Below are 17,618 nucleotides of genomic sequence, written 5' to 3' on the forward strand. Positions count from 1 at the left end.
CGACGGGCGCGGGGGTCCGTCACGGCGTCCCACGTCATCGTGCCTCCAAATACCCGATACCCTGGGTACCGTGAACTCAGCGGAATGGCGGGATCGACCGGCTCAGACATACTTCGGTCCGGCATCATGGCAGGCCCGCCTGCTGGCCCTGGGCGCCGGGATCTTCCTGCGGACCTCGATCGCCGTGCTGACGGTCATCGGCATGATCGTCAATCGGATCTGGCCCGCCGGACTGCAGCGGGCGCGCCTGGACCTCATCGACCAACCGATGCGTTACATCCGGGCGCTGCCGGGCACCGAGGTGACACCGGAGCGCCTGACCGACTGTCCGGCGGAGTGGGTGGTGGCACCGAACGCGCGCGACTCCGACCGGGTGATCGTCTACTTCCACGGTTCGGCGCTGGTGACGCTGGGCCTCAATTCGCACCGCCGCTTTGCCAGCAAGCTGTCGGAGGCCACCGGCGCGAAGGTTTTCAATGTCGGCTACCGCTTGGCACCGCTGGCCGGCGTGGACGAGGCCATCGCCGACGGCCTGTGCGCCTACCGGCATGTGCTCGACGCCGGATTCACCGCGGACCGCATCGTGGTGGCGGGGGATTCGGCCGGCGGGCTGATGGCGGTGAACACTGCGCTGACGGCGCGCGACGCGGGGCTGCCGGTACCCGCCGGTCAGGTGTTGATGTCGGCGCTGACGTCGTCGGACATGGAGATCAAACGACAGGCCGCGCGCTCCCACCGCGATCCGTTCTTCCCGTTCATGGCGTTCATGTTCATCTACCGGGTCTTCGCCACCGTGAACGGCACCCGCGAGCTGCCGGTGATGCCGCCGGAAGCGGAGCTGCACGGGCTGGGCCCATTCCTGCTGCAGGTCGCCAACAACGAGATGCTGCGCAACGACACCTTCGTGCTGGCCGACAAGCTCACCGCCGCCGGGGTGCCGAACTGGGTACAGGTCTGGGACCGCGCGCTGCACATGTTCCAGCTGACCTTCGACTTCAACCCGGACGCTCGCCGTGCGGTCGCCGAGATCGCGGACTTCGTCGATTACGTGACGCCTGCGGCATCCGCGCGCGCCGACTCGACGCGCTCAGATACGGCCCTCCAGTAGCGCCAACAGCAGCGGAATCCGATTCGCCTCGATCTCGGGCTGGGGCAGCACAGCGCGCACGATCGCCGCACCGTCGAAAGTGTTGGTCAACAGCGCCACCAGATTCGGAAAGAGTTCCGGCGGAAAGGTATCCGCGCCGGGCAGCACCCGGGCGGCTTCGCCGATCTTGGCGCCGTATTCGGCGAGCACATGCTGCAGGGTAGCTCGCAGCTTCTCGTCGGTGCGCGCAGCGATCAGCAGCTCGTAGAGCACCGCGTTGGTGGAATTGGCGGTCAGGTCGCGCAGCACGGTCAGCACCGCCTCCAGTGCCGGCACCTCGGCCGGGATCTCGGCGACTTGCTTGCCGAACCGCTCCAGCTGGCGGCGCAGGACTTCCTGCGCGGTGGCGGCCATGAAGTCGCCCATGGTGTCGAAGTGGCGGAACAAGGCCCCATCGGAGACCCCGGCGCGCGCCGCGATCACCTTGGCCGACGCCCGGGCGTAGCCGACCTCGGCGATGGTGGCGATGCTGGCGTCGAGCAATCCTGCGACGGTGGCCTCACGGCGCTCCCGTTGGGTTCGAGCCATGGTCAGATCGGTTGCAGTTCACGGGATCCGGCGCGCAGGAAGCGGCCGGATTTCACCGTCGTGCCGTAGCCGTCGCGGAACTGTCCGTTGCGGAACACCACCGTGCCGCCCACGCCGGTCGCCACCACGGCGTCGTCGTTGCGGTTAACCATCCGCGAAAGCCCCCCGTAGAACGGCACCTGCTCCTCGTGGTAGCCGTCCACGGCGTCGTCCAAGCCGGCCGGGTCGATCACCACGAAGTCCGCACGGTCACCGCGGCGCAGCGTGCCGGCGTCGAGGCCGAACCAGTCGGCGACCTCGGCGGTCAGCCGGTACACCGCCCGCTCGGTGCTCAGGAACGGCCGACCGGCCGCCTGCGCGTCGCGGACTCGCTTGAGCAGTCGCAGCGAGAAGTTGTAGAAGGCCATGTTGCGCAGGTGCGCACCGGCGTCGGAGAACCCCATGTGGATGGCCGGTTCTTTGGCCAGCATGTCGAGGTACTTCGGCCGGTGGTTGGCCACGATGGTGGTCCAGCGCACGTTGCGCTCACCGTTGTCCACCAGGACGTCGAGGAACGCATCGAGCGGATGCAGTTTTCGTTCGTCGGCGATCTGGCCGAAGCTCTTGCCGATCAGGCTCGCATCCGGGCATTCGACGATCACCGCGTCGTGGAAGTCGCGATGCCACAACGACGGGCCCAGCTTCTTGCGGTCGAAGGACTTGCGAAAGCGGCGACGGTACTCGGTGTCGGCCAGCAACGCGTTGCGCTCCAACTGGTCTCGCAGGTGCAGCGCGGCCGTGCCGGCGCCGAACTCCTCGAAGACCGGCAGATCGATTCCGTCGGAATACAATTCGAACGGCACCGGCAGATGCTGGAAGCGCACCGATGAGCCGAGCACGGCGTTGAGCAGCCGGGTGCCCGGACCCATGACCCGGACGGCGCCCGGCGACGACTTGGCGTCGGCGGAAACCAGCAGACTCATCCGCACGCCGCGCCGGCGGCCGAACATCCCGCTGCTGGTCAAGAAGAAGTTCAGCGCCGTCCACGGCTTCTTGACGTTGGGGGCGCTCTGCAGCATCCGGCCGCGGTTGCGCAGCACCTTGATCAGCCGCCGGCGCTCCCGCCAGGTGGCGAACGTCGACGGCAGCGCCCGCGACCGGAACCGGTCGCCGTCGAGTTTGTCGATTGGCGCGTCCATCCCGGACATGCCCAACAGTCCGGCTGCCAGTCCGTCGTCGAGCAGCGCGGCCATCTTCTCCAATTCGGCATCGGTCGGCACCACACCCTCGGTGGTGGCGCGATCCAAGCCGAGCACCGCGGTCCGCAGGTCCGAATGGCCGAGCATGGAGCCGATATTGGGTCCGAGCGGCAACTCGTCGAGGGCTTGCACGTACTCCGCCGGTGTCGACCAGGTCTTGCGGGCCTGCAGCGCATCCAACACGAATTTGCGCGGCACCGCCTCCACCCGGCTGAACAGGTCGGCGGCGTCCTCGGCGTCGGCGTAGACCGTTGACAGCGAGCAGTTGCCCAGCAGCACCGTGGTGACGCCGTGGCGCACGGATTCTCGCAGCCCCGGGTCCAGCAGGACCTCCGCGTCGTAGTGGGTGTGCACGTCGATGAACCCGGGGACCACCCACTTGCCGGCCGCGTCGATCACCTCCGGGCAGCCTGCTTCGTCCAGGTCGCCCGGCACGATGTCGGCGACGACACCGCCGCGAATACCCAGCGTGCGGACCTGCGGTGGGTTGCCCCGGCCGTCGAACCACAGGCCGTTGCGGATGATGAGGTCGTAGGCCACGACATCTCCTAACTCGGGATTGAGTTAGATAGTGAGCGCCTACAATCTTTTTGTCAAGGGGTTGTCGCGGGCCGGGCCCCGGCCATACCGGCTAGTGCGCGAAGTGCCGCGCCCCGGTCAGATACAGCGTGACCCCGGCCTCGGCGGCGGCCGCGGTCACCTCGTCGTCACGGACGGAGCCGCCCGGGTGCACGATCGCCGTCACGCCGGCCCCGGTCAGCGTCTGCAGCCCGTCGGGGAACGGGAAGAACGCATCGGAGGCGGCCACCGCCCCGGCCACCCGGTCACCGCCGCGCTCCACCGCCAGCCGGGCCGCATCGACACGGTTGACCTGGCCCATCCCGACGCCGACGGTGGCGCCGTTCGCGGCGACGACGATCGCGTTGGATTTGACCGCGCGACAGGAGCGCCAGGCGAAAACCAGATCGGCCATGGTGGCCGGATCGGCCGGCGACCCGGTGGCCAAGGTCCAGTTCACCGGATTGTCGCCGGCCGCGTCGAGGCCATCACGGCTCTGCATCAGCAGTCCGCCGCTGATCTGGCGCCACTCGACGCCACCGCGCAGCGGTTCGGAGGCCAGCAGTACCCGGATGTTCTTCTTGCGCGCCAGGATCTCGACGGCACCCGACTCATAGGCCGGCGCGACGATGACCTCGGTGAAGATGGTGCTGACGTACTCCGCCATCTCCGCACTGACCTCGGTGTTCGCCGCGATCACCCCGCCGAACGCGCTCAACGGATCGCACTCGTGCGCCTTGCGATGGGCGTCGGCCACCGAGATCGACGAGATCGCGATCCCGCACGGGTTGGCGTGCTTGATGATCGCCACGCAGGTCTCTTCGTGGTCGAATGCGGCGCGCCAGGCTGCGTCGGCATCGGTGAAGTTGTTGTAGGACATCTCTTTTCCGTGCAGCTGGTCAGCCTGGGCCAGACCTGGCCAGGCGCCGCCGTCACAGAAGAGGGCGGCCTGCTGGTGCGGGTTCTCGCCGTAGCGCAGCTGCGCCGCCCGGCGGTAGCTGCGGCCGAACCACTCGGGCATCGGCTGGCGCGGCTCCTCCGGCGCCAGCGTCGACGACATCCACCCGGCGACCGCCACGTCGTACTCGGCGGTGTGGCGAAATGCCAGTGACGCCAGGCGTTTCCGCTCGGCGAGGGTGAACCCGCCAGCATTGACCGCGGCCAGCACACCGTCGTACCCGAGCGGGTCGACCACCACGGCCACGCTGGGGTGATTCTTGGCGGCCGCCCGGATCATCGAGGGCCCACCGATGTCGATCTGCTCGACGCACTCATCCATCCCGGCACCGGAATCCACGGTTTCACTGAACGGGTAGAGGTTGACCACCACCAGCTCGAACGGCGCGATGTCGAGTTCGCCCAGCGCCGCGGCATGCTCGGGCTTGCGCAGGTCGGCCAGCAGCCCGGCGTGCACACGCGGGTGCAGCGTCTTGACCCGGCCGTCGAGCACCTCGGGAAAACCCGTCAGCTGTTCCACCGGCGTGACCGGAATACCCTTGGCCGCAATCGTCTTCGCGGTGGACCCGGTGGAGACGATATCCACGCCGGCGGCATGTAGTCCGGTGGCGAGGTCGACCAGGCCGGTCTTGTCGTAGACGCTGATCAGCGCCCGCCGAATCGGTCGCTTGCCGTCGGTCATCCTATGGTTGCCTTTCGTCCGGTCCAGGTCACGCCGCCGGTCGCCAGCGCGGCCAGCACGTCCACCAGAAGCTTGCGTTCCACTGTCTTGATGCGTTCATGCAGGGTTTCTTCGTCGTCGTCGTCGAGCACCGCGACCGGTTCCTGGGCCAGCACCGGGCCGGTATCGGTGCCGGCGTCCACCAGATGCACGGTGCAGCCGGTGACCTTCACCCCGTAGGCCAGCGCCTCGGGCACCGCGTGCGCGCCGGGGAAGGCGGGCAGCAGCGCCGGGTGCGTGTTGACGGTGCGCCCCAGGAACCGGGTGAGGAACTGTGACCCCAGGATTTTCATGAAGCCGGCCGAGACCACCAGATCGGGGGCGTGCGCCTCGGTGGCCTCCGCCAGCGCGAGATCCCATGCCGCCCGGTCGGGAAAGTCGGCCATGCGCACGGTGAACACCGGCAACCCGGCCGAGCGAGCGACCTTTAGGGCACGACAGTCCCGGTCGGTACCGACGGCCACCACCCGCGCAGGGTAGTCGCCGACCGCCGCGGCCAGCAGCGACTCCAGCAGCGATCCGGTCCCCGACGCCAGCACCACCAGCCGGGCCGGAACGCTCGGGGCCACGCGGATCGGTTGCACGTGAAGGAGCCTAGCGTGCAGGCCGGCCGGACAATCAGGCCTGTTGTCGGCCTTCGTCCCGGGTGATCCTGAGCGCGGCGGCCACCCCGTCGGTCCAGATCTCGACCTTGTCCCAGATCACGTCGGGGTGCCCGGCCGGGTGGATGCCGTGGCTGACCTTCTCGACCCGTCCGCACGCCAGGTCCTGGAAATCCGAGTCGTCCAGCTCCGGGAATTCCTCGTATTCGCTGCACAGCTCGGCGCCCGCCAGCCTTTCGTACAGCGCGTCGGCCAACGGGGTGGTCAGCCCGGCCGGCGCCGGGCGCTCGACCATCTGAAAGCCGGCCCCAGCGCCATCGAGCCAGATCGTCGCCATGACGTCGAGGATCGGGTCGTGCCCGGGCGGCAGCACCAGCCGCGTCAGCAGCTCGGCACGTGCGCGCGCCAGGCTGTGCAGATTCCGGACACCGACGTCGGCTGCGCTCGCGGCATGGGTCATGCCCCTATGCGACCAGGCTGCCGGTCCGGATATAAGGGACCGAAGTCCTCAATTTATGGTGTCGGATCCGTCGTCATCGGTGAACATCAGGTCCTCGGGATCTTCCAGCGGCCCGGGCGGCTCGGTCGGCGGCTGCGCTTCGAACTGCCGCGGCGCCTCGGGCTCGGGCGTCCAACTCAGCTCAGCGCCGCCGGCCACCTCGTCGGGCTCGAACAGCTCGTCGGGCTCGAACAGCCGGTCGGGTTCTTCGGGAGCGACGACCTCGACCTGGTCCGGAGCCGGCTCCGGCGCCGATTCGGGCTCCGAGTCGGGCTGCGGGACGCTGTCGGGCTCCGCGGCGCGGCGCGGAGCCGCCGGCGACATCGGCGGCGTCCCGGTCGCGCCTCGGGCCACCCCGCCGATCATCACGACTGTCAGCGCACCGATCGCGGCGAACCAGCAGAACACCGCCGGACCGAAGGTGGCCTGATCCACCCCGACGTCGCCGAAGTTGCCAAGCCGGCCCCCGCCGGCGAACCCGAGCAGCGCCATCGCCACCGCGGCGATGAACGCGGCGGTCAGCACCTTGGCCAAGGCGGGAAGCAACGGCAGCGCCCGGCGCGCACACTGCTGGCCGACTGCGACGCCCGAGGCGGCGCCGATGATCAGCAGCGCCACCCAGACCGGACCCAGCGGCGGGGTGGGCGCCGCCGCCAGGATCGGCACCGCCGGGATGTCGCCGCCGAGCACAGTGAACGCGCTGAACAACGCCGGCCCGATGTGCGCGCTCGATCCGACCGCCATCGCTGCGGCGCCGACCACGACATTGGGCACGTACAGCAACGCCAGCAGGGTGAGGCTGAGCTGTCCGAACAACGAATCGGTGATCGCGTAGAGCTCGTGCATGGTTCCCCAGTGCACGACCAGCGAGATGACCGTCACGGCGCCGGCCAGCCCGAACAACGCCAGCATGCCCGCGGCCGCGGCCCGCAGTGAATCGGCCAGCCAGTTCGGCAGCGGCGTCTCGGCCAGCACCCGCCGGCCCAGCTGCGATCCCACCCCGATCGCGGCGCCGATCGCATGGACCACCAACACATGCGTGAAGGCGTTCAGCGCCTGCGGAGTCTGCAGCTCGGTGATGACCGACGCGGCATCGTGGATGACCGCCAACGAGATCGCCGCGATCAACAGCGGGCCGCCCAATGCCGATGCCACGATCCAGCGAACAACGAACCAGGAGGCGCCCTCGGAGGTGGCCTGCGCGGTGGTCCGCGCGGTTCCGGCCACCATCAGCAGCACCGGCAGCAGCGGCAACACGCCCAGTTCCCGACCGTCGATCGAGATCGGCACCTGATGCACCCCCAGCCACATGCTGGCTATGGCGCCCGATGCCCCGGTCATGTCGCTGTTGGCGATCAGCAACTGCAGCAGCGTCACCGCTGCGATGACCGTCAACGCCACCACGGAGGGACCGAACGCAACCCGCACCAGGTCGCGGGTCGGGTTCGAGGCTGGTTTACCGCCTGCCACCGGTGTCACGCTGCGAGCACGATCGACTCGGCGCGCCGGGGCGCGTTAGGGCTGCGCCGGCCCCGACGGGGCGGAACCGCCCTGCGACTGCTGGCCACCGGTCGAGCTCTGACCCTGACCGGATCCGCTCTGGCCACCCGTCGAGGAGCCCTGGCCGCCCGTCGAGGAACTGCCCGAACCACCGCTCGGCGGCGGGCCGAAGCTGGGGAATCCGGTCGGCGGCGTGGGCGGGCCCTGCTGAGCCGACTGCGCCTGCTGGGCGCCGGAATTGAATCCGCCGGTCGACGGTGCCGACTGGGCGCCGAAGCCTCCGCTGGACGGCGCGGACGGGTAGCTGCCGTACGACGGGTAGCCGGACTGCTGCGGACCCTGGTGTCCGTAACCCTGCTGACCCGGCTGGCCGTAGTAGTTGCCGCCCGGCGGCAGCCCGTACTGCGCGTAGGGGTCGTATTTGGGGCGCGGAGCCGGAGCGGTGACGACGCCGGCCTCGAGCAACAGCGATCCGACGGCGGCGACGGCCTGCAGGACGCTGAAGGTCAACACCAGCCATAGTCCCCAGCCGATCTCGTAGTTCTCGCCCGCCTCGGCGATGGTCGCAATCGCCAGCAACGCTGCCAGCGTGGCGATCGCGGCGACCACAGCGGTGTAGAGCTTCGCCTTGGGCAGCAGGCCCGCCCCGGCCAACAGCGCCGCCAGCAGCGCCAGCGGAACCGTATGACCGGCGTCGCCGAGGATCAGCGGGAATTCACCATCGGTGACGGTCACGATCGGACCGAAATTCCCCAGGTACACACCGAAACCCAACACCACCACGGCGATCTGCAGGTACAGCGGCAACTTGCTCTCGTTATCGCCGCCGGACTTGGCGAACGACGGCGGCGACTGTCCGTAGGAACCTGGCGGCTGGGCAGGCTGGAAACCGGGATTCCCGGGCGAGTAGGTCATGACCTCTCCTGTGCTTGTGGGCCGGTGCGGCGGGGCGGCACGGTTCGATCATCCACGCTAGCGCACTTGCGGCTGTGCCCGGTGGGTCAGCACCGCGCTGTAACCGCGCGGTAAGGGGACCCGCGGTTGCCCCCAGAACAAGAACACGTTCTAATCACGGACATGGATTACGGGCTTGTGCTGTTCACCAGTGACCGCGGAATCACCCCGGCGGCGGCTGCCAAACTCGCCGATGATCATGGCTTCACCACGTTTTATGTGCCCGAACACACCCATATTCCGGTCAAGCGCCAGGCCGCCCATCCGACCACCGGCGACGAGTCGCTGCCCGATGACCGCTATATGCGCACCCTGGATCCGTGGGTGAGCCTGGGAACCGCGTGTGCGGTGACGTCACGGGTGCGGTTGTCCACCGCGGTGGCGCTGCCGGTCGAGCATGATCCGATCACCCTGGCGAAATCGATCGCCACGCTCGATCACCTCTCCGGTGGACGGGTCAGCCTGGGAGTCGGGTTCGGCTGGAACACCGACGAACTGGCTGATCACGGGGTGCCGCCGGGGCGCCGACGCACCATGCTGCGCGAGTATCTGGAGGCGATGCGCGCGCTGTGGACCGAAGAGGAAGCCTCCTTCGAGGGGGAGTTCGTCAACTTCGGTCCCAGCTGGGCGTGGCCCAAGCCGGTGCAGGCGCACATTCCGGTGCTGGTGGGTGCGGCCGGCACCGAGAAGAACTTCAAGTGGATCGCCCGCAGTGCCGACGGCTGGATCACCACGCCGCGCGACTTCGACATCGACGAACCGGTGAAGCTGCTGCAGGACATCTGGGCGGCTGCCGGCCGCGAGGGCGCGCCGCAGATCGTCGCGCTGGACTTCAAGCCGGTGCCCGAGAAGATCGCGCGCTGGGCCGAAATCGGGGTCACCGAGGTGCTGTTCGGGCTCCCGGACAAGTCCGAAGCAGAGGTGGCTGCTTACGTCGAGCGGCTGGCCGGCAAGCTGGGCCTCAGCGCCTAGGCGCGGTTTCAGCGCAGACTGCAGCGGTTGCCGTAGTCCAAAGCGCGCACCGTGATGGGCGTTCCCAGCGGCTCGCCATCGGAGAGCAGCGCCACCAGATCGTCGTCTTCGGTGGTCGCCAGGAACCGGCTGCCGTCGGCGTCGAGTCGGCCGATGATGATGCCGGTCCGGGTCTCCCAGTCGTAGCGGACGCTGTAGGTCTCGATCGTCGCCGGACCTTCGGCCCGCTCGGTGACTGCCACCTTGGGCGCAGCGTCGAGCTCGGCCTGCGGTTCGGCGCTGCGATCTGGTGTCCATGGCGCCGGGGCAGCCGAGTACACCCCCACCGAATACTTGCTCATCATGCCGCCGTTGGCGCCGACGAACGCGAATTGCCCTGCGGCGCTTCGGGCTACCGCGACCGCCTCGGCGATGGCGTGCATCGAGTAGTTGTTGCCCGCGCCGCCGAAGAACGGCAGCCCGCCGGTCAGGGTCAACCCGCGGGGGTCGTCACCGGCAAGACCGAAGGCGTCGCAGATGTTGAACACCGGAACCGGAAAGCAGCTGTAGAGATCCATCGCCGTGATGTCGCCGAAGCCGATCCCGGCCATCGCGAGCGCCGCGGTGGTGGCCGCCACGGCGGCCGGGTATGCGCCCAGGTCGGCGCGTTCCAGCAGGCGCTGAGAACGCATGTCGGCGTGGCCGTGCAGATACACCCAGCGGTCTTCGGACACACCCAGGCGCCGAGCGGCTTCCACCGACATCAGCAGCGCCGCGGCACCCTGGTTGACCTGGTCGCGCGCCACCAGCAGCCGCGGGTAGGGGTCGCAGATCATCCGGTTGGTGGTGCTGATGGTGGTCAGCTCATCGACCGAGCGTTCCACCGGCGAGGCCGAGAACGGGTTCTTCGCGGCGATCTTGGACATCGGGGCGAACAGCTCCCCCATGGCCTGTAGATAGTCAGCCGTACCCATGCCCAGCCGGGCACGCCGGGCGTTCTCCAGCAGCCCGTACTGCACCGGCGCACCGGTGAGCCCGTGGATGACGGTGTAGTGCTCGACGAACTCCTCGAGGCCGTAACCCCGGTCTTCGAGCTGACCGTCGATGGTCTCGCTGAAATCCGGTTTGTCTTCGCCCTCCGAGGATTTGGCGAAGTGCCGCAGCGTCGAGGTCGCATCCGATCCGCACAGCAGCACCGCGTCGGCGGTGCCCGCGGCGATCTCGGCGGCGAACTCGCTGAGCAGCTTCTGCGGCCCCTGACCGCCCACCTTGTCCAGCACCGCCCGGGCCGGGTCCGCCCCGATCAGCCGGGCCACCGAGCGCGGGAAATTATTCGACTTGCCCAGTGGCGCAGGCGCGTTCGGGATCGAATTCTCGAACTGCCGGGTGGCCACCACCGTGTCGATGGCTTGTGCGACACGCTCGGCGCCGCAGTCGGCCACTGCCGCCTGCGCGGCGACAGCGGCCAGCTCCACCGGCGACATGGCGCGGTAGTCGGTGTCATCGATGCGTTCGGCGGACTGCCCCACGCCGACGACGACGGGAGTACGCGGATCGATGCTCATGTGCTCACCTCGTCTATGGCGAGCAGACGCGAAAGCCCCCAAAAACGCTTCCGATAGGGAGCTTTCACGTCTGCTCGCGCCAAAGAAACCGCTACAGGCTTTGCAGGATCTCCCGAGCCAGCGCCGCGGTTGCCGACGGGGTCTTGCCGACCTTCACCCCGGCGGCCTCCAGCGCCTCCTGCTTGGCGGCCGCGGTGCCCGACGAGCCGGACACGATCGCGCCGGCGTGGCCCATCGTCTTACCTTCCGGCGCGGTGAATCCGGCGACATAGCCGACGACCGGCTTGGTGACGTTGGCCTTGATGTAGTCGGCGGCCCGCTCCTCGGCGTCGCCGCCGATCTCACCGATCATCACGATGACCTTGGTGGCCGGGTCCTTCTCGAACGCCTCGATGGCGTCGATGTGGGTGGTGCCGATGACCGGGTCGCCGCCGATGCCGATCGCGGTCGAGAAGCCGAAGTCCCGCAGCTCGTACATCATCTGGTAGGTCAGCGTGCCGGACTTGGACACCAGGCCGATCGGGCCGGAGCCGCTGATGGTGGCCGGGGTGATGCCGACCAGGCACTCGCCGGGGGTGATGATGCCCGGACAGTTCGGCCCGATGATGCGGGTCTTCTGACCGTGATCCAGGTTGTAGGCCCACGCGTAAGCGCTGTCCTGCACCGGGATGCCCTCGGTGATGACCACCAGCAGTGGGATCTCGGCGTCGATGGCCTCGATCATGGCGTCCTTGGCGAACTTCGGCGGTACGAACGCGATGGACACGTCGGCGCCGGTGGCCTCCATGGCCTCGGCCACGCCGCCGAACACCGGCAGCTTGATCATCCGGCCGCCCTTGTCCTCATGCGTGACGGTGGTGCCGGCCTTGCGGGCGTTGACCCCGCCGACGATCTGGGTGCCGGCCCGCAGCATCCGGGCGGTGTGGATGGTGGCCTCGCTGCCGGTGATGCCCTGGACGATGACCTTGCTGTCCTTGTTGACGAAGATCGACATGCTTATGCGTCCTTTCCGGCGTACGCGAGCTCAGCGGCCTTGTCGGCGGCCTCGTCCATGGTGTCGACGAGCGTCACCAGCGGGTGGTTGGCGTCGGCCAGGATCTGCCGGCCCTCCTCGACGTTGTTGCCATCGAGCCGGACCACCAGCGGCTTGGTGGCCGCGTCGCCGAGGATCTTCAGCGCCGACACGATGCCGTTGGCCACCGCGTCGCAGGCGGTGATGCCACCGAACACGTTGACGAACACGCTCTTGACCTGCTTGTCGCCCAGGATCACATCCAGGCCGGCGGCCATCACCTCCGCGGAGGCGCCGCCGCCGATGTCGAGGAAGTTGGCCGGCTTGACGCCGCCGTGCTTCTCACCGGCGTAGGCGGTGACGTCCAGCGTGGACATGACCAGGCCGGCGCCGTTGCCGATGATGCCGACCTGGCCGTCGAGCTTGACGTAGTTGAGGTCGTTCTCCTTGGCCTTGAGCTCCAGCGGGTCGGTCGCCTCGATGTCGGCGAACTCGGCGTGGCCGGGCTGGCGGAACTCGGCGTTGCCGTCGAGGGTGACCTTGCCGTCGAGCGCCAGGATCTGGTCGTCGGGGGTGCGCACCAGCGGATTGACCTCGACCAGGGTGGCGTCTTCAGCGACGAAGACCTCCCACAGCTTCTGGATCGTCACCGCGGCGGCGTCGAGCACCTCGGCGGGCAGGTGGCCCTGCTCGGCAATCGAGCGGGCGAACGCCAGGTCGACGCCCTTGACCGCGTCGACGGGGACCTTGGCCAGCCGCTCGGGCTTGGTCGCGGCGACCTCTTCGATCTCCATGCCGCCCTCGACCGAGCACATGGCCAGGTAGGTGCGGTTGGAGCGGTCGAGCAGGAACGAGATGTAGTACTCCTCGGCGATGTCGCTGGCCTCGGCCACCAGCAGCTTCTTGACGACGTGGCCCTTGATGTCCAGACCGAGGATGTTCTGCGCGTGGGTGAATGCGTCTTCCGGGGTGGCGGCGTACTTGACACCACCGGCCTTGCCGCGGCCGCCGACCTTGACCTGGGCCTTCACCATGACGGGCCGACCGATCTCGGTGGCGATGGCCTTGGCGTCCTCGGCCGAGGTGGTTACCCGGCCCGGGGTGGTCGGTACGTTGTGCTTAGCGAACAGTTCCTTCGCCTGATACTCGAATAGATCCATGGGCTCACTGTCTTATATGGGTGCCGGCGCGCCGGCGGTGTCGGATTGAGGAGGATTTCGCCCCGGAGGCACTGTATCGACACGATGGCGACGTTCCGAACTCCCCTACCACCGCTGTGGTAGATCTCACCGCCCGAAATAACGTGATTCGTTTCACATTCCAGGCCGTATTTGACCGATAGCTTGCCTAGGCGGCGCGGAACTGGTTACCGTCTCCAAGTCCAGGTCTTTATAACGTTCTGATCACGACCAGAGGATCTTCCAGGCTGATGCAGCACGGATCACCCTTGCGCCCGATTCCCGGTGGAGCCCCCCGCCGCCATAGGAACGGCACTGCGGCCCGGTCTTCGGTTCCCGGCCCCACCGAGGTCACCGACATCATCCCGTTCAACGAGTTCGGACGGCTCGACGACGCCACTTTCAGCGGCAACGCCTTCGACGACGCATCCGAGGTGCTGCTGGCCCCGGAGCTGGATGATCTGACCGACACCGACAACATGCCGGTCCTGCAGCTGGCCTTCCCTCGCGGCGGCTACCCGGACGAGTACCTCTACGGTCCGCGCGGCGCAGCCGACCTGCCGGTCCGGCCCGCTCGTGGCGGGCGACACCGCAGCCAGCCCACCAGTGCGGTCAAGAGCCGCGTGATGATCGCCGCCATGGCCGCCGGAGCGGCAGCCGCCGCCGCGCACGCCGCCACCCACTCCTCGGACGAGACGGTCTCGCGGCCCGCCGTGCTGGCGGCCAGCAAGACGACGCTGAACGACGGCACCACCACCACCTCCAGCCACGGCATGCAGATGATCACGGTCAAGGCCGCGGCCAATGTCGTCGTGCACAACGAGGAACTGGCCAAGGGGGTGGCCTACGCGCAGGAGCGCGCCGAGCGTGAGGCCCGGCTGCAGCGGCCGCTGTTCGTCGCGCCAACCCAGGGCGCGTTCACCTCGAACTTCGGCTACCGCTGGGGTGTGCTGCACGCCGGCATCGACATCGCCAATGCCATCGGCACCCCGATCCTGGCGGCCTCCGACGGCGTCGTGATCGAGTCCGGTGCCAGCGCCGGCTACGGCATGTTGGTCAAGCTGCGTCATTCCGACGGCACCGTGACGCTCTACGGTCACATCAACCGGTCGCTGGTCAGCGTCGGCGAGCGCGTGATGGCCGGCGATCAGATCGCCGAGATGGGCAACCGCGGCTACTCCACCGGCCCGCACCTGCACTTCGAGGTGCTGCAGAACGGCACCAGCCGGATCGATCCGACCACCTGGCTCGCCAAGCGCGGGATCAATTTCGCTTAACCTGGTTGGGTGACCGACCGCCACCCTCCGCCTACCGGCGCGGCTCGTTCCGGCGATAACCCGGCCAGCACTCCCAGTCGCATCATTCGCCGGGCCCCGACCGGTGCCATCCCGATCGCCACCGGGGCGGGGCGGATACCTCCGGCGATGCGGCCGTCCGAAGCGCTGCAGCCGGTCGGAAACCGACTGCCGTCGGCGGCGGTGGCGATCAGCGCCTGCGTGTTCGCCATCATCGGGTGCTGGGCCACCTCGGTGGTGACCACCGATCTGATCGCCAGCTGGTGGCACACCGACCGGCTATTCTGCGTCGCCGTCGGATTCTTGAGCCTGGTGTTCGCGGTGACGTCGATTTCCGGCGTGATCATGCTGCTGCTGCGACGCCCGCTCGGCCGCTACCTGATCGCGATCGGGGCCGTGATTGCGCTGCTGACTTTCGGCAGCCTGTTCCTCGCGGGCGCCCGGGTGCCGTGGATCGTGCACGCCATACCGATCATCCAGGCCGTCACCGTCCTGCTCGCCTTGCACCCGGCCACCCGGCGCTGGCTCGGCGTCTGACCCGTGGCGGCGACCCGGCGCTAAAGCTTGGTGATCGGCGCGTGGTTGTGCATCAGCTTGACCCGCCCGGAACTGCCGAAGTCGATCAGCGACATCGCCGACTCCCCGACACCGGACACTTCTTCCACCCTGCCCAGCCCGTACTTGTCGTGCGAAACCCGGTCTCCGGGCGCCAGCACCACCAGCGGCCGGTTGCCCGAGCGCGCCGGCGCCGGTCGAGGCGTCCCGAACCGGCCGGCGCCGCTGACCGGAGCACTCGGCGACGCAGCGGCATCGGTACGCCGCCAGTCGATCAGCTGCTGCGGGATCTCCCGCAAGAAACGCGATTCCGGGTTCAGCATGGGCTGGCCCCACGACGAGCGCACCTTCGCGCGGGTCAGGTAGAGCCGTTGCCGCGCCCGGGTGAGGCCGACGTATGCCAGCCGGCGCTCCTCGGACAGCTCGCGGGCATCGCCCAGCGACCGCATGTGCGGGAACATGCCGTCCTCCCAGCCGGTGACGAACACCACCGGGAACTCCAGGCCTTTGGCGGTGTGCAGCGTCATCAGCGTGACCATGCCGGCGCCGTGTTCGGGGATCTCGTCGGTGTCGGCGATCAGCGAGACCCGCTCCAAAAACGCTGCCAGCACCCCGACGTCAGGGATGTCCTCCTCCTCAGGCAGGTTCTCCTGTTCGGCAAGCGCGTTGGCTCGGTCGATGCTGAATTCGTGTGCGACGCTGACCAGTTCGTTGATGTTGTCCAGCCGGGCGAGATCCTGCGGGTCGGTGGAGGCTTCCAGCTCGGCCCGATAGCCGGTACGGTCCAGCACCAGCTCGACCAAGCCGCCGAGGTCGTCGTCACCGGAGTGCAGCTTCGCCCGAAGCTCATCGATCATCGCGACGAAGCCGGCGATCGCATTCTGCGACCGGGAGTTGAGCATCGGAACCTGTCCCTCGGCGGCTGCACGTAGTGCGGCGCCGAAGCCGGTGCCGGTGTTCTCGGCGTGCACCGACACGCACGCCTCGGCGCGATCCCCGATCCCGCGGCGCGGCGTGTTGAGGATGCGCCGCAGGCTGACCGCGTCACCCGGGTTGTCCAGCACCCGCAGGTAGGCGATGATGTCGCGGATCTCCTTGCGCTCGTAAAAACGCACGCCGCCAACGACTTTGTACGGGATACCGGTCCGGATGAACACTTCTTCCAGCGACCGTGACGAGTTGTTGGTGCGGTAGAACACCGCGATGTCGCCGTAGTTGAGCTCCCCCGCGTCCGACAGCACCTCGATCTCCTGCGCGACGAACCGCGCCTCGTCGTGTTCGTTGTCGGCGACGTAGCCGACGATCAGCTCGCCGTCGCCGGCGTCGGTCCACAGCCGTTTCTCCCGGCGGCCGGAGTTACAGGCGATCACCGCATTGGCCGCCGACAGGATGTTCTGCGTGGAGCGGTAGTTCTGCTCCAGCAGCATCGTCGTGGCGTCGGGGTAGTCGCGTTCGAAGTCCTCGATGTTGCGGATGGTGGCCCCGCGGAAGGCGTAGATCGACTGATCGGCGTCCCCGACCACGCACAGCTCCGCTGGCGGCACGTCCCCTGAACCGCCGTGCCCCGCCAGCTCGCGCACCAGCACGTATTGCGCATGGTTGGTGTCCTGATACTCGTCGACCAGGATGTGCCGGAACCGGCGCCGGTAATGCTGGGCGATCTCCGGGAACGCCTGCAGGATCGCGACCGTCTCGCCGATCAGGTCGTCGAAGTCCAGCGCGTTGGCCGAGCGCAGCCGACGCTGGTATTCGACGTAGACCGCGGCCACCACCCGGCTCAGGTCGTCGGAGTCCTCGGTGAGGTCGGCCAGCGCCCGGTCGGGGTCGATCAGCTCGTTCTTCAGGTTCGAGATGGCGTTGGCAAGCAGCCGCGGCGTGTGCCGCTTGACGTCCAGGCCCATGTCGCGGCCGATCATCAACAGCAGTCGGCGCGAGTCGTCGGCGTCGTAGATGGAGAAGTTGGAGTTCAGCCCGGGGACCACCGACGCCTGGTTGCGCAGGATCCGCACGCAGGTGGAGTGAAACGTCGACACCCACATCACCCGGGCGCGGGGGCCGACAAGGTCTACGACCCGCTCCCGCATCTCGGCGGCGGCCTTGTTGGTGAAGGTGATCGCCAGCACCTGCCCGACGCCGACGTCACGGGCGGCCAGCAGGTAGGCGATGCGCCGGGTGAGCACCGCGGTCTTGCCCGAGCCGGCCCCGGCGACGATCAGCAGCGGGGAGCCCTCGTGCAGCACGGCACGGCGTTGCTGGGGGTTGAGCCCGTCGAGGAGGTGATCGATTTCTGGCGTCGCATGCACGGTCATAACGCAACCCAACGTACCGCCGCACGCCGACACTCTTTGCGCTGGCACG

15 protein-coding genes are annotated in these 17,618 nt (G+C 68.4%); 4 read left to right on the forward strand and 11 right to left on the reverse strand.

Features of this window, described 5'->3' with window-relative positions; all coding sequences use genetic code 11:
- Positions 1-70 precede the first annotated feature (70 nt).
- On the forward strand, positions 71-1,108 hold the full coding sequence (locus tag G6N19_RS04655; RefSeq protein WP_193465858.1) for an alpha/beta hydrolase: 1,038 nt from the start codon (positions 71-73) through the stop codon (positions 1,106-1,108).
- Here the strand turns inward: G6N19_RS04655 and G6N19_RS04660 are convergent.
- The 7 genes from G6N19_RS04660 to G6N19_RS04690 all read right to left on the reverse strand — a co-directional run bounded on the left by G6N19_RS04660 (position 1,088) and on the right by G6N19_RS04690 (position 8,665).
- Positions 1,088-1,675 (reverse strand): TetR/AcrR family transcriptional regulator, encoded by a 588-nt coding sequence (locus tag G6N19_RS04660; RefSeq protein ID WP_013827849.1) that lies wholly within the window; start codon positions 1,673-1,675, stop codon positions 1,088-1,090. The genes G6N19_RS04655 and G6N19_RS04660 overlap by 21 nt on opposite strands.
- 2 nt (positions 1,676-1,677) lie before the next feature.
- Positions 1,678-3,453, reverse strand: coding sequence for an N-acyl-D-amino-acid deacylase family protein (locus G6N19_RS04665; protein ID WP_193465859.1), 1,776 nt, complete (start codon positions 3,451-3,453; stop codon positions 1,678-1,680).
- 91 nt (positions 3,454-3,544) lie between these two features.
- Positions 3,545-5,110, reverse strand: a complete 1,566-nt coding sequence (gene purH / locus G6N19_RS04670) for a bifunctional phosphoribosylaminoimidazolecarboxamide formyltransferase/IMP cyclohydrolase (RefSeq protein WP_013827847.1) — start codon at positions 5,108-5,110, stop codon at positions 3,545-3,547.
- Positions 5,107-5,733, reverse strand: a complete 627-nt coding sequence (purN, locus tag G6N19_RS04675; protein WP_041317226.1) for a phosphoribosylglycinamide formyltransferase — start codon at positions 5,731-5,733, stop codon at positions 5,107-5,109. The genes purH and purN overlap by 4 nt, the downstream gene beginning before the upstream one ends.
- A gap of 34 nt (positions 5,734-5,767) precedes the next feature.
- Positions 5,768-6,211, reverse strand: a complete 444-nt coding sequence (locus tag G6N19_RS04680) for a hypothetical protein (protein ID WP_013827845.1) — start codon at positions 6,209-6,211, stop codon at positions 5,768-5,770.
- Positions 6,212-6,259: 48 nt separating this feature from the next.
- Positions 6,260-7,720, reverse strand: coding sequence for a cell division protein PerM (locus G6N19_RS04685; RefSeq protein WP_041317223.1), 1,461 nt, complete (start codon positions 7,718-7,720; stop codon positions 6,260-6,262).
- 45 nt (positions 7,721-7,765) lie between these two features.
- Entirely contained in the window at positions 7,766-8,665 is a 900-nt protein-coding gene (locus G6N19_RS04690) for a DUF5336 domain-containing protein (RefSeq protein WP_193465860.1), read from the reverse strand.
- Positions 8,666-8,827: 162 nt separating this feature from the next.
- Here G6N19_RS04690 and G6N19_RS04695 point away from each other — a divergent pair, with 162 nt between their 5' ends.
- Entirely contained in the window at positions 8,828-9,676 is an 849-nt protein-coding gene (locus G6N19_RS04695) for an LLM class F420-dependent oxidoreductase (RefSeq protein WP_041317220.1), read from the forward strand.
- A gap of 8 nt (positions 9,677-9,684) precedes the next feature.
- On the opposite strand, the gene G6N19_RS04700 is transcribed toward G6N19_RS04695, so the two are convergent.
- The 3 genes from G6N19_RS04700 to sucC all read right to left on the reverse strand — a co-directional run bounded on the left by G6N19_RS04700 (position 9,685) and on the right by sucC (position 13,392).
- Positions 9,685-11,220 carry an acetyl-CoA acetyltransferase gene (locus G6N19_RS04700; protein ID WP_013827841.1) on the reverse strand — a complete coding sequence of 512 codons (1,536 nt, stop codon included), beginning with the start codon at positions 11,218-11,220 and terminating at the stop codon, positions 9,685-9,687.
- Positions 11,221-11,311: 91 nt separating this feature from the next.
- Positions 11,312-12,214: a succinate--CoA ligase subunit alpha gene (gene sucD / locus G6N19_RS04705; protein WP_013827840.1), complete on the reverse strand. Its 903-nt coding sequence runs from the start codon at positions 12,212-12,214 to the stop codon at positions 11,312-11,314.
- 2 nt (positions 12,215-12,216) lie between these two features.
- Positions 12,217-13,392 (reverse strand): ADP-forming succinate--CoA ligase subunit beta, encoded by a 1,176-nt coding sequence (sucC, locus tag G6N19_RS04710; protein WP_013827839.1) that lies wholly within the window; start codon positions 13,390-13,392, stop codon positions 12,217-12,219.
- Positions 13,393-13,661: 269 nt separating this feature from the next.
- On the opposite strand from sucC, the gene G6N19_RS04715 reads away from it, so the two are divergent.
- A complete protein-coding gene (locus G6N19_RS04715; RefSeq protein WP_013827838.1) occupies positions 13,662-14,687 on the forward strand; it encodes a M23 family metallopeptidase in 1,026 nt (341 codons plus the stop codon).
- A gap of 9 nt (positions 14,688-14,696) precedes the next feature.
- The gene (locus tag G6N19_RS04720; protein WP_232062524.1) at positions 14,697-15,242 is read left to right on the forward strand and encodes a hypothetical protein; all 546 of its coding nucleotides are present in this window, start codon (positions 14,697-14,699) and stop codon (positions 15,240-15,242) included.
- A 20-nt stretch (positions 15,243-15,262) separates the two neighbouring features.
- Here the strand turns inward: G6N19_RS04720 and pcrA are convergent, their stop codons facing one another.
- Entirely contained in the window at positions 15,263-17,569 is a 2,307-nt protein-coding gene (gene pcrA / locus G6N19_RS04725; RefSeq protein WP_193465861.1) for a DNA helicase PcrA, read from the reverse strand.
- Between the last annotated feature and the right edge of the window lie 49 nt (positions 17,570-17,618).

It is taken from the genome of Mycobacterium novum (assembly GCF_010726505.1).
Taxonomy (GTDB): domain Bacteria; phylum Actinomycetota; class Actinomycetes; order Mycobacteriales; family Mycobacteriaceae; genus Mycobacterium; species Mycobacterium algericum.

What these genes read in the sequence shown, in the direction of transcription:
- G6N19_RS04660 (WP_013827849.1), bottom strand. Translation starts at nt 1,675, where the DNA reads ATGGCTCGAACCCAACGGGAGCGCCGTGAGGCCACCGTCGCAGGATTG.
- purH (WP_013827847.1), bottom strand. Translation starts at nt 5,110, where the DNA reads ATGACCGACGGCAAGCGACCGATTCGGCGGGCGCTGATCAGCGTCTAC.
- G6N19_RS04680 (WP_013827845.1), bottom strand. Translation starts at nt 6,211, where the DNA reads ATGACCCATGCCGCGAGCGCAGCCGACGTCGGTGTCCGGAATCTGCAC.
- G6N19_RS04690 (WP_193465860.1), bottom strand. Translation starts at nt 8,665, where the DNA reads ATGACCTACTCGCCCGGGAATCCCGGTTTCCAGCCTGCCCAGCCGCCA.
- G6N19_RS04695 (WP_041317220.1), top strand. Translation starts at nt 8,828, where the DNA reads ATGGATTACGGGCTTGTGCTGTTCACCAGTGACCGCGGAATCACCCCG.
- G6N19_RS04700 (WP_013827841.1), bottom strand. Translation starts at nt 11,220, where the DNA reads ATGAGCATCGATCCGCGTACTCCCGTCGTCGTCGGCGTGGGGCAGTCC.
- sucD (WP_013827840.1), bottom strand. Translation starts at nt 12,214, where the DNA reads ATGTCGATCTTCGTCAACAAGGACAGCAAGGTCATCGTCCAGGGCATC.
- sucC (WP_013827839.1), bottom strand. Translation starts at nt 13,392, where the DNA reads ATGGATCTATTCGAGTATCAGGCGAAGGAACTGTTCGCTAAGCACAAC.
- G6N19_RS04715 (WP_013827838.1), top strand. Translation starts at nt 13,662, where the DNA reads ATGCAGCACGGATCACCCTTGCGCCCGATTCCCGGTGGAGCCCCCCGC.
- pcrA (WP_193465861.1), bottom strand. Translation starts at nt 17,569, where the DNA reads ATGACCGTGCATGCGACGCCAGAAATCGATCACCTCCTCGACGGGCTC.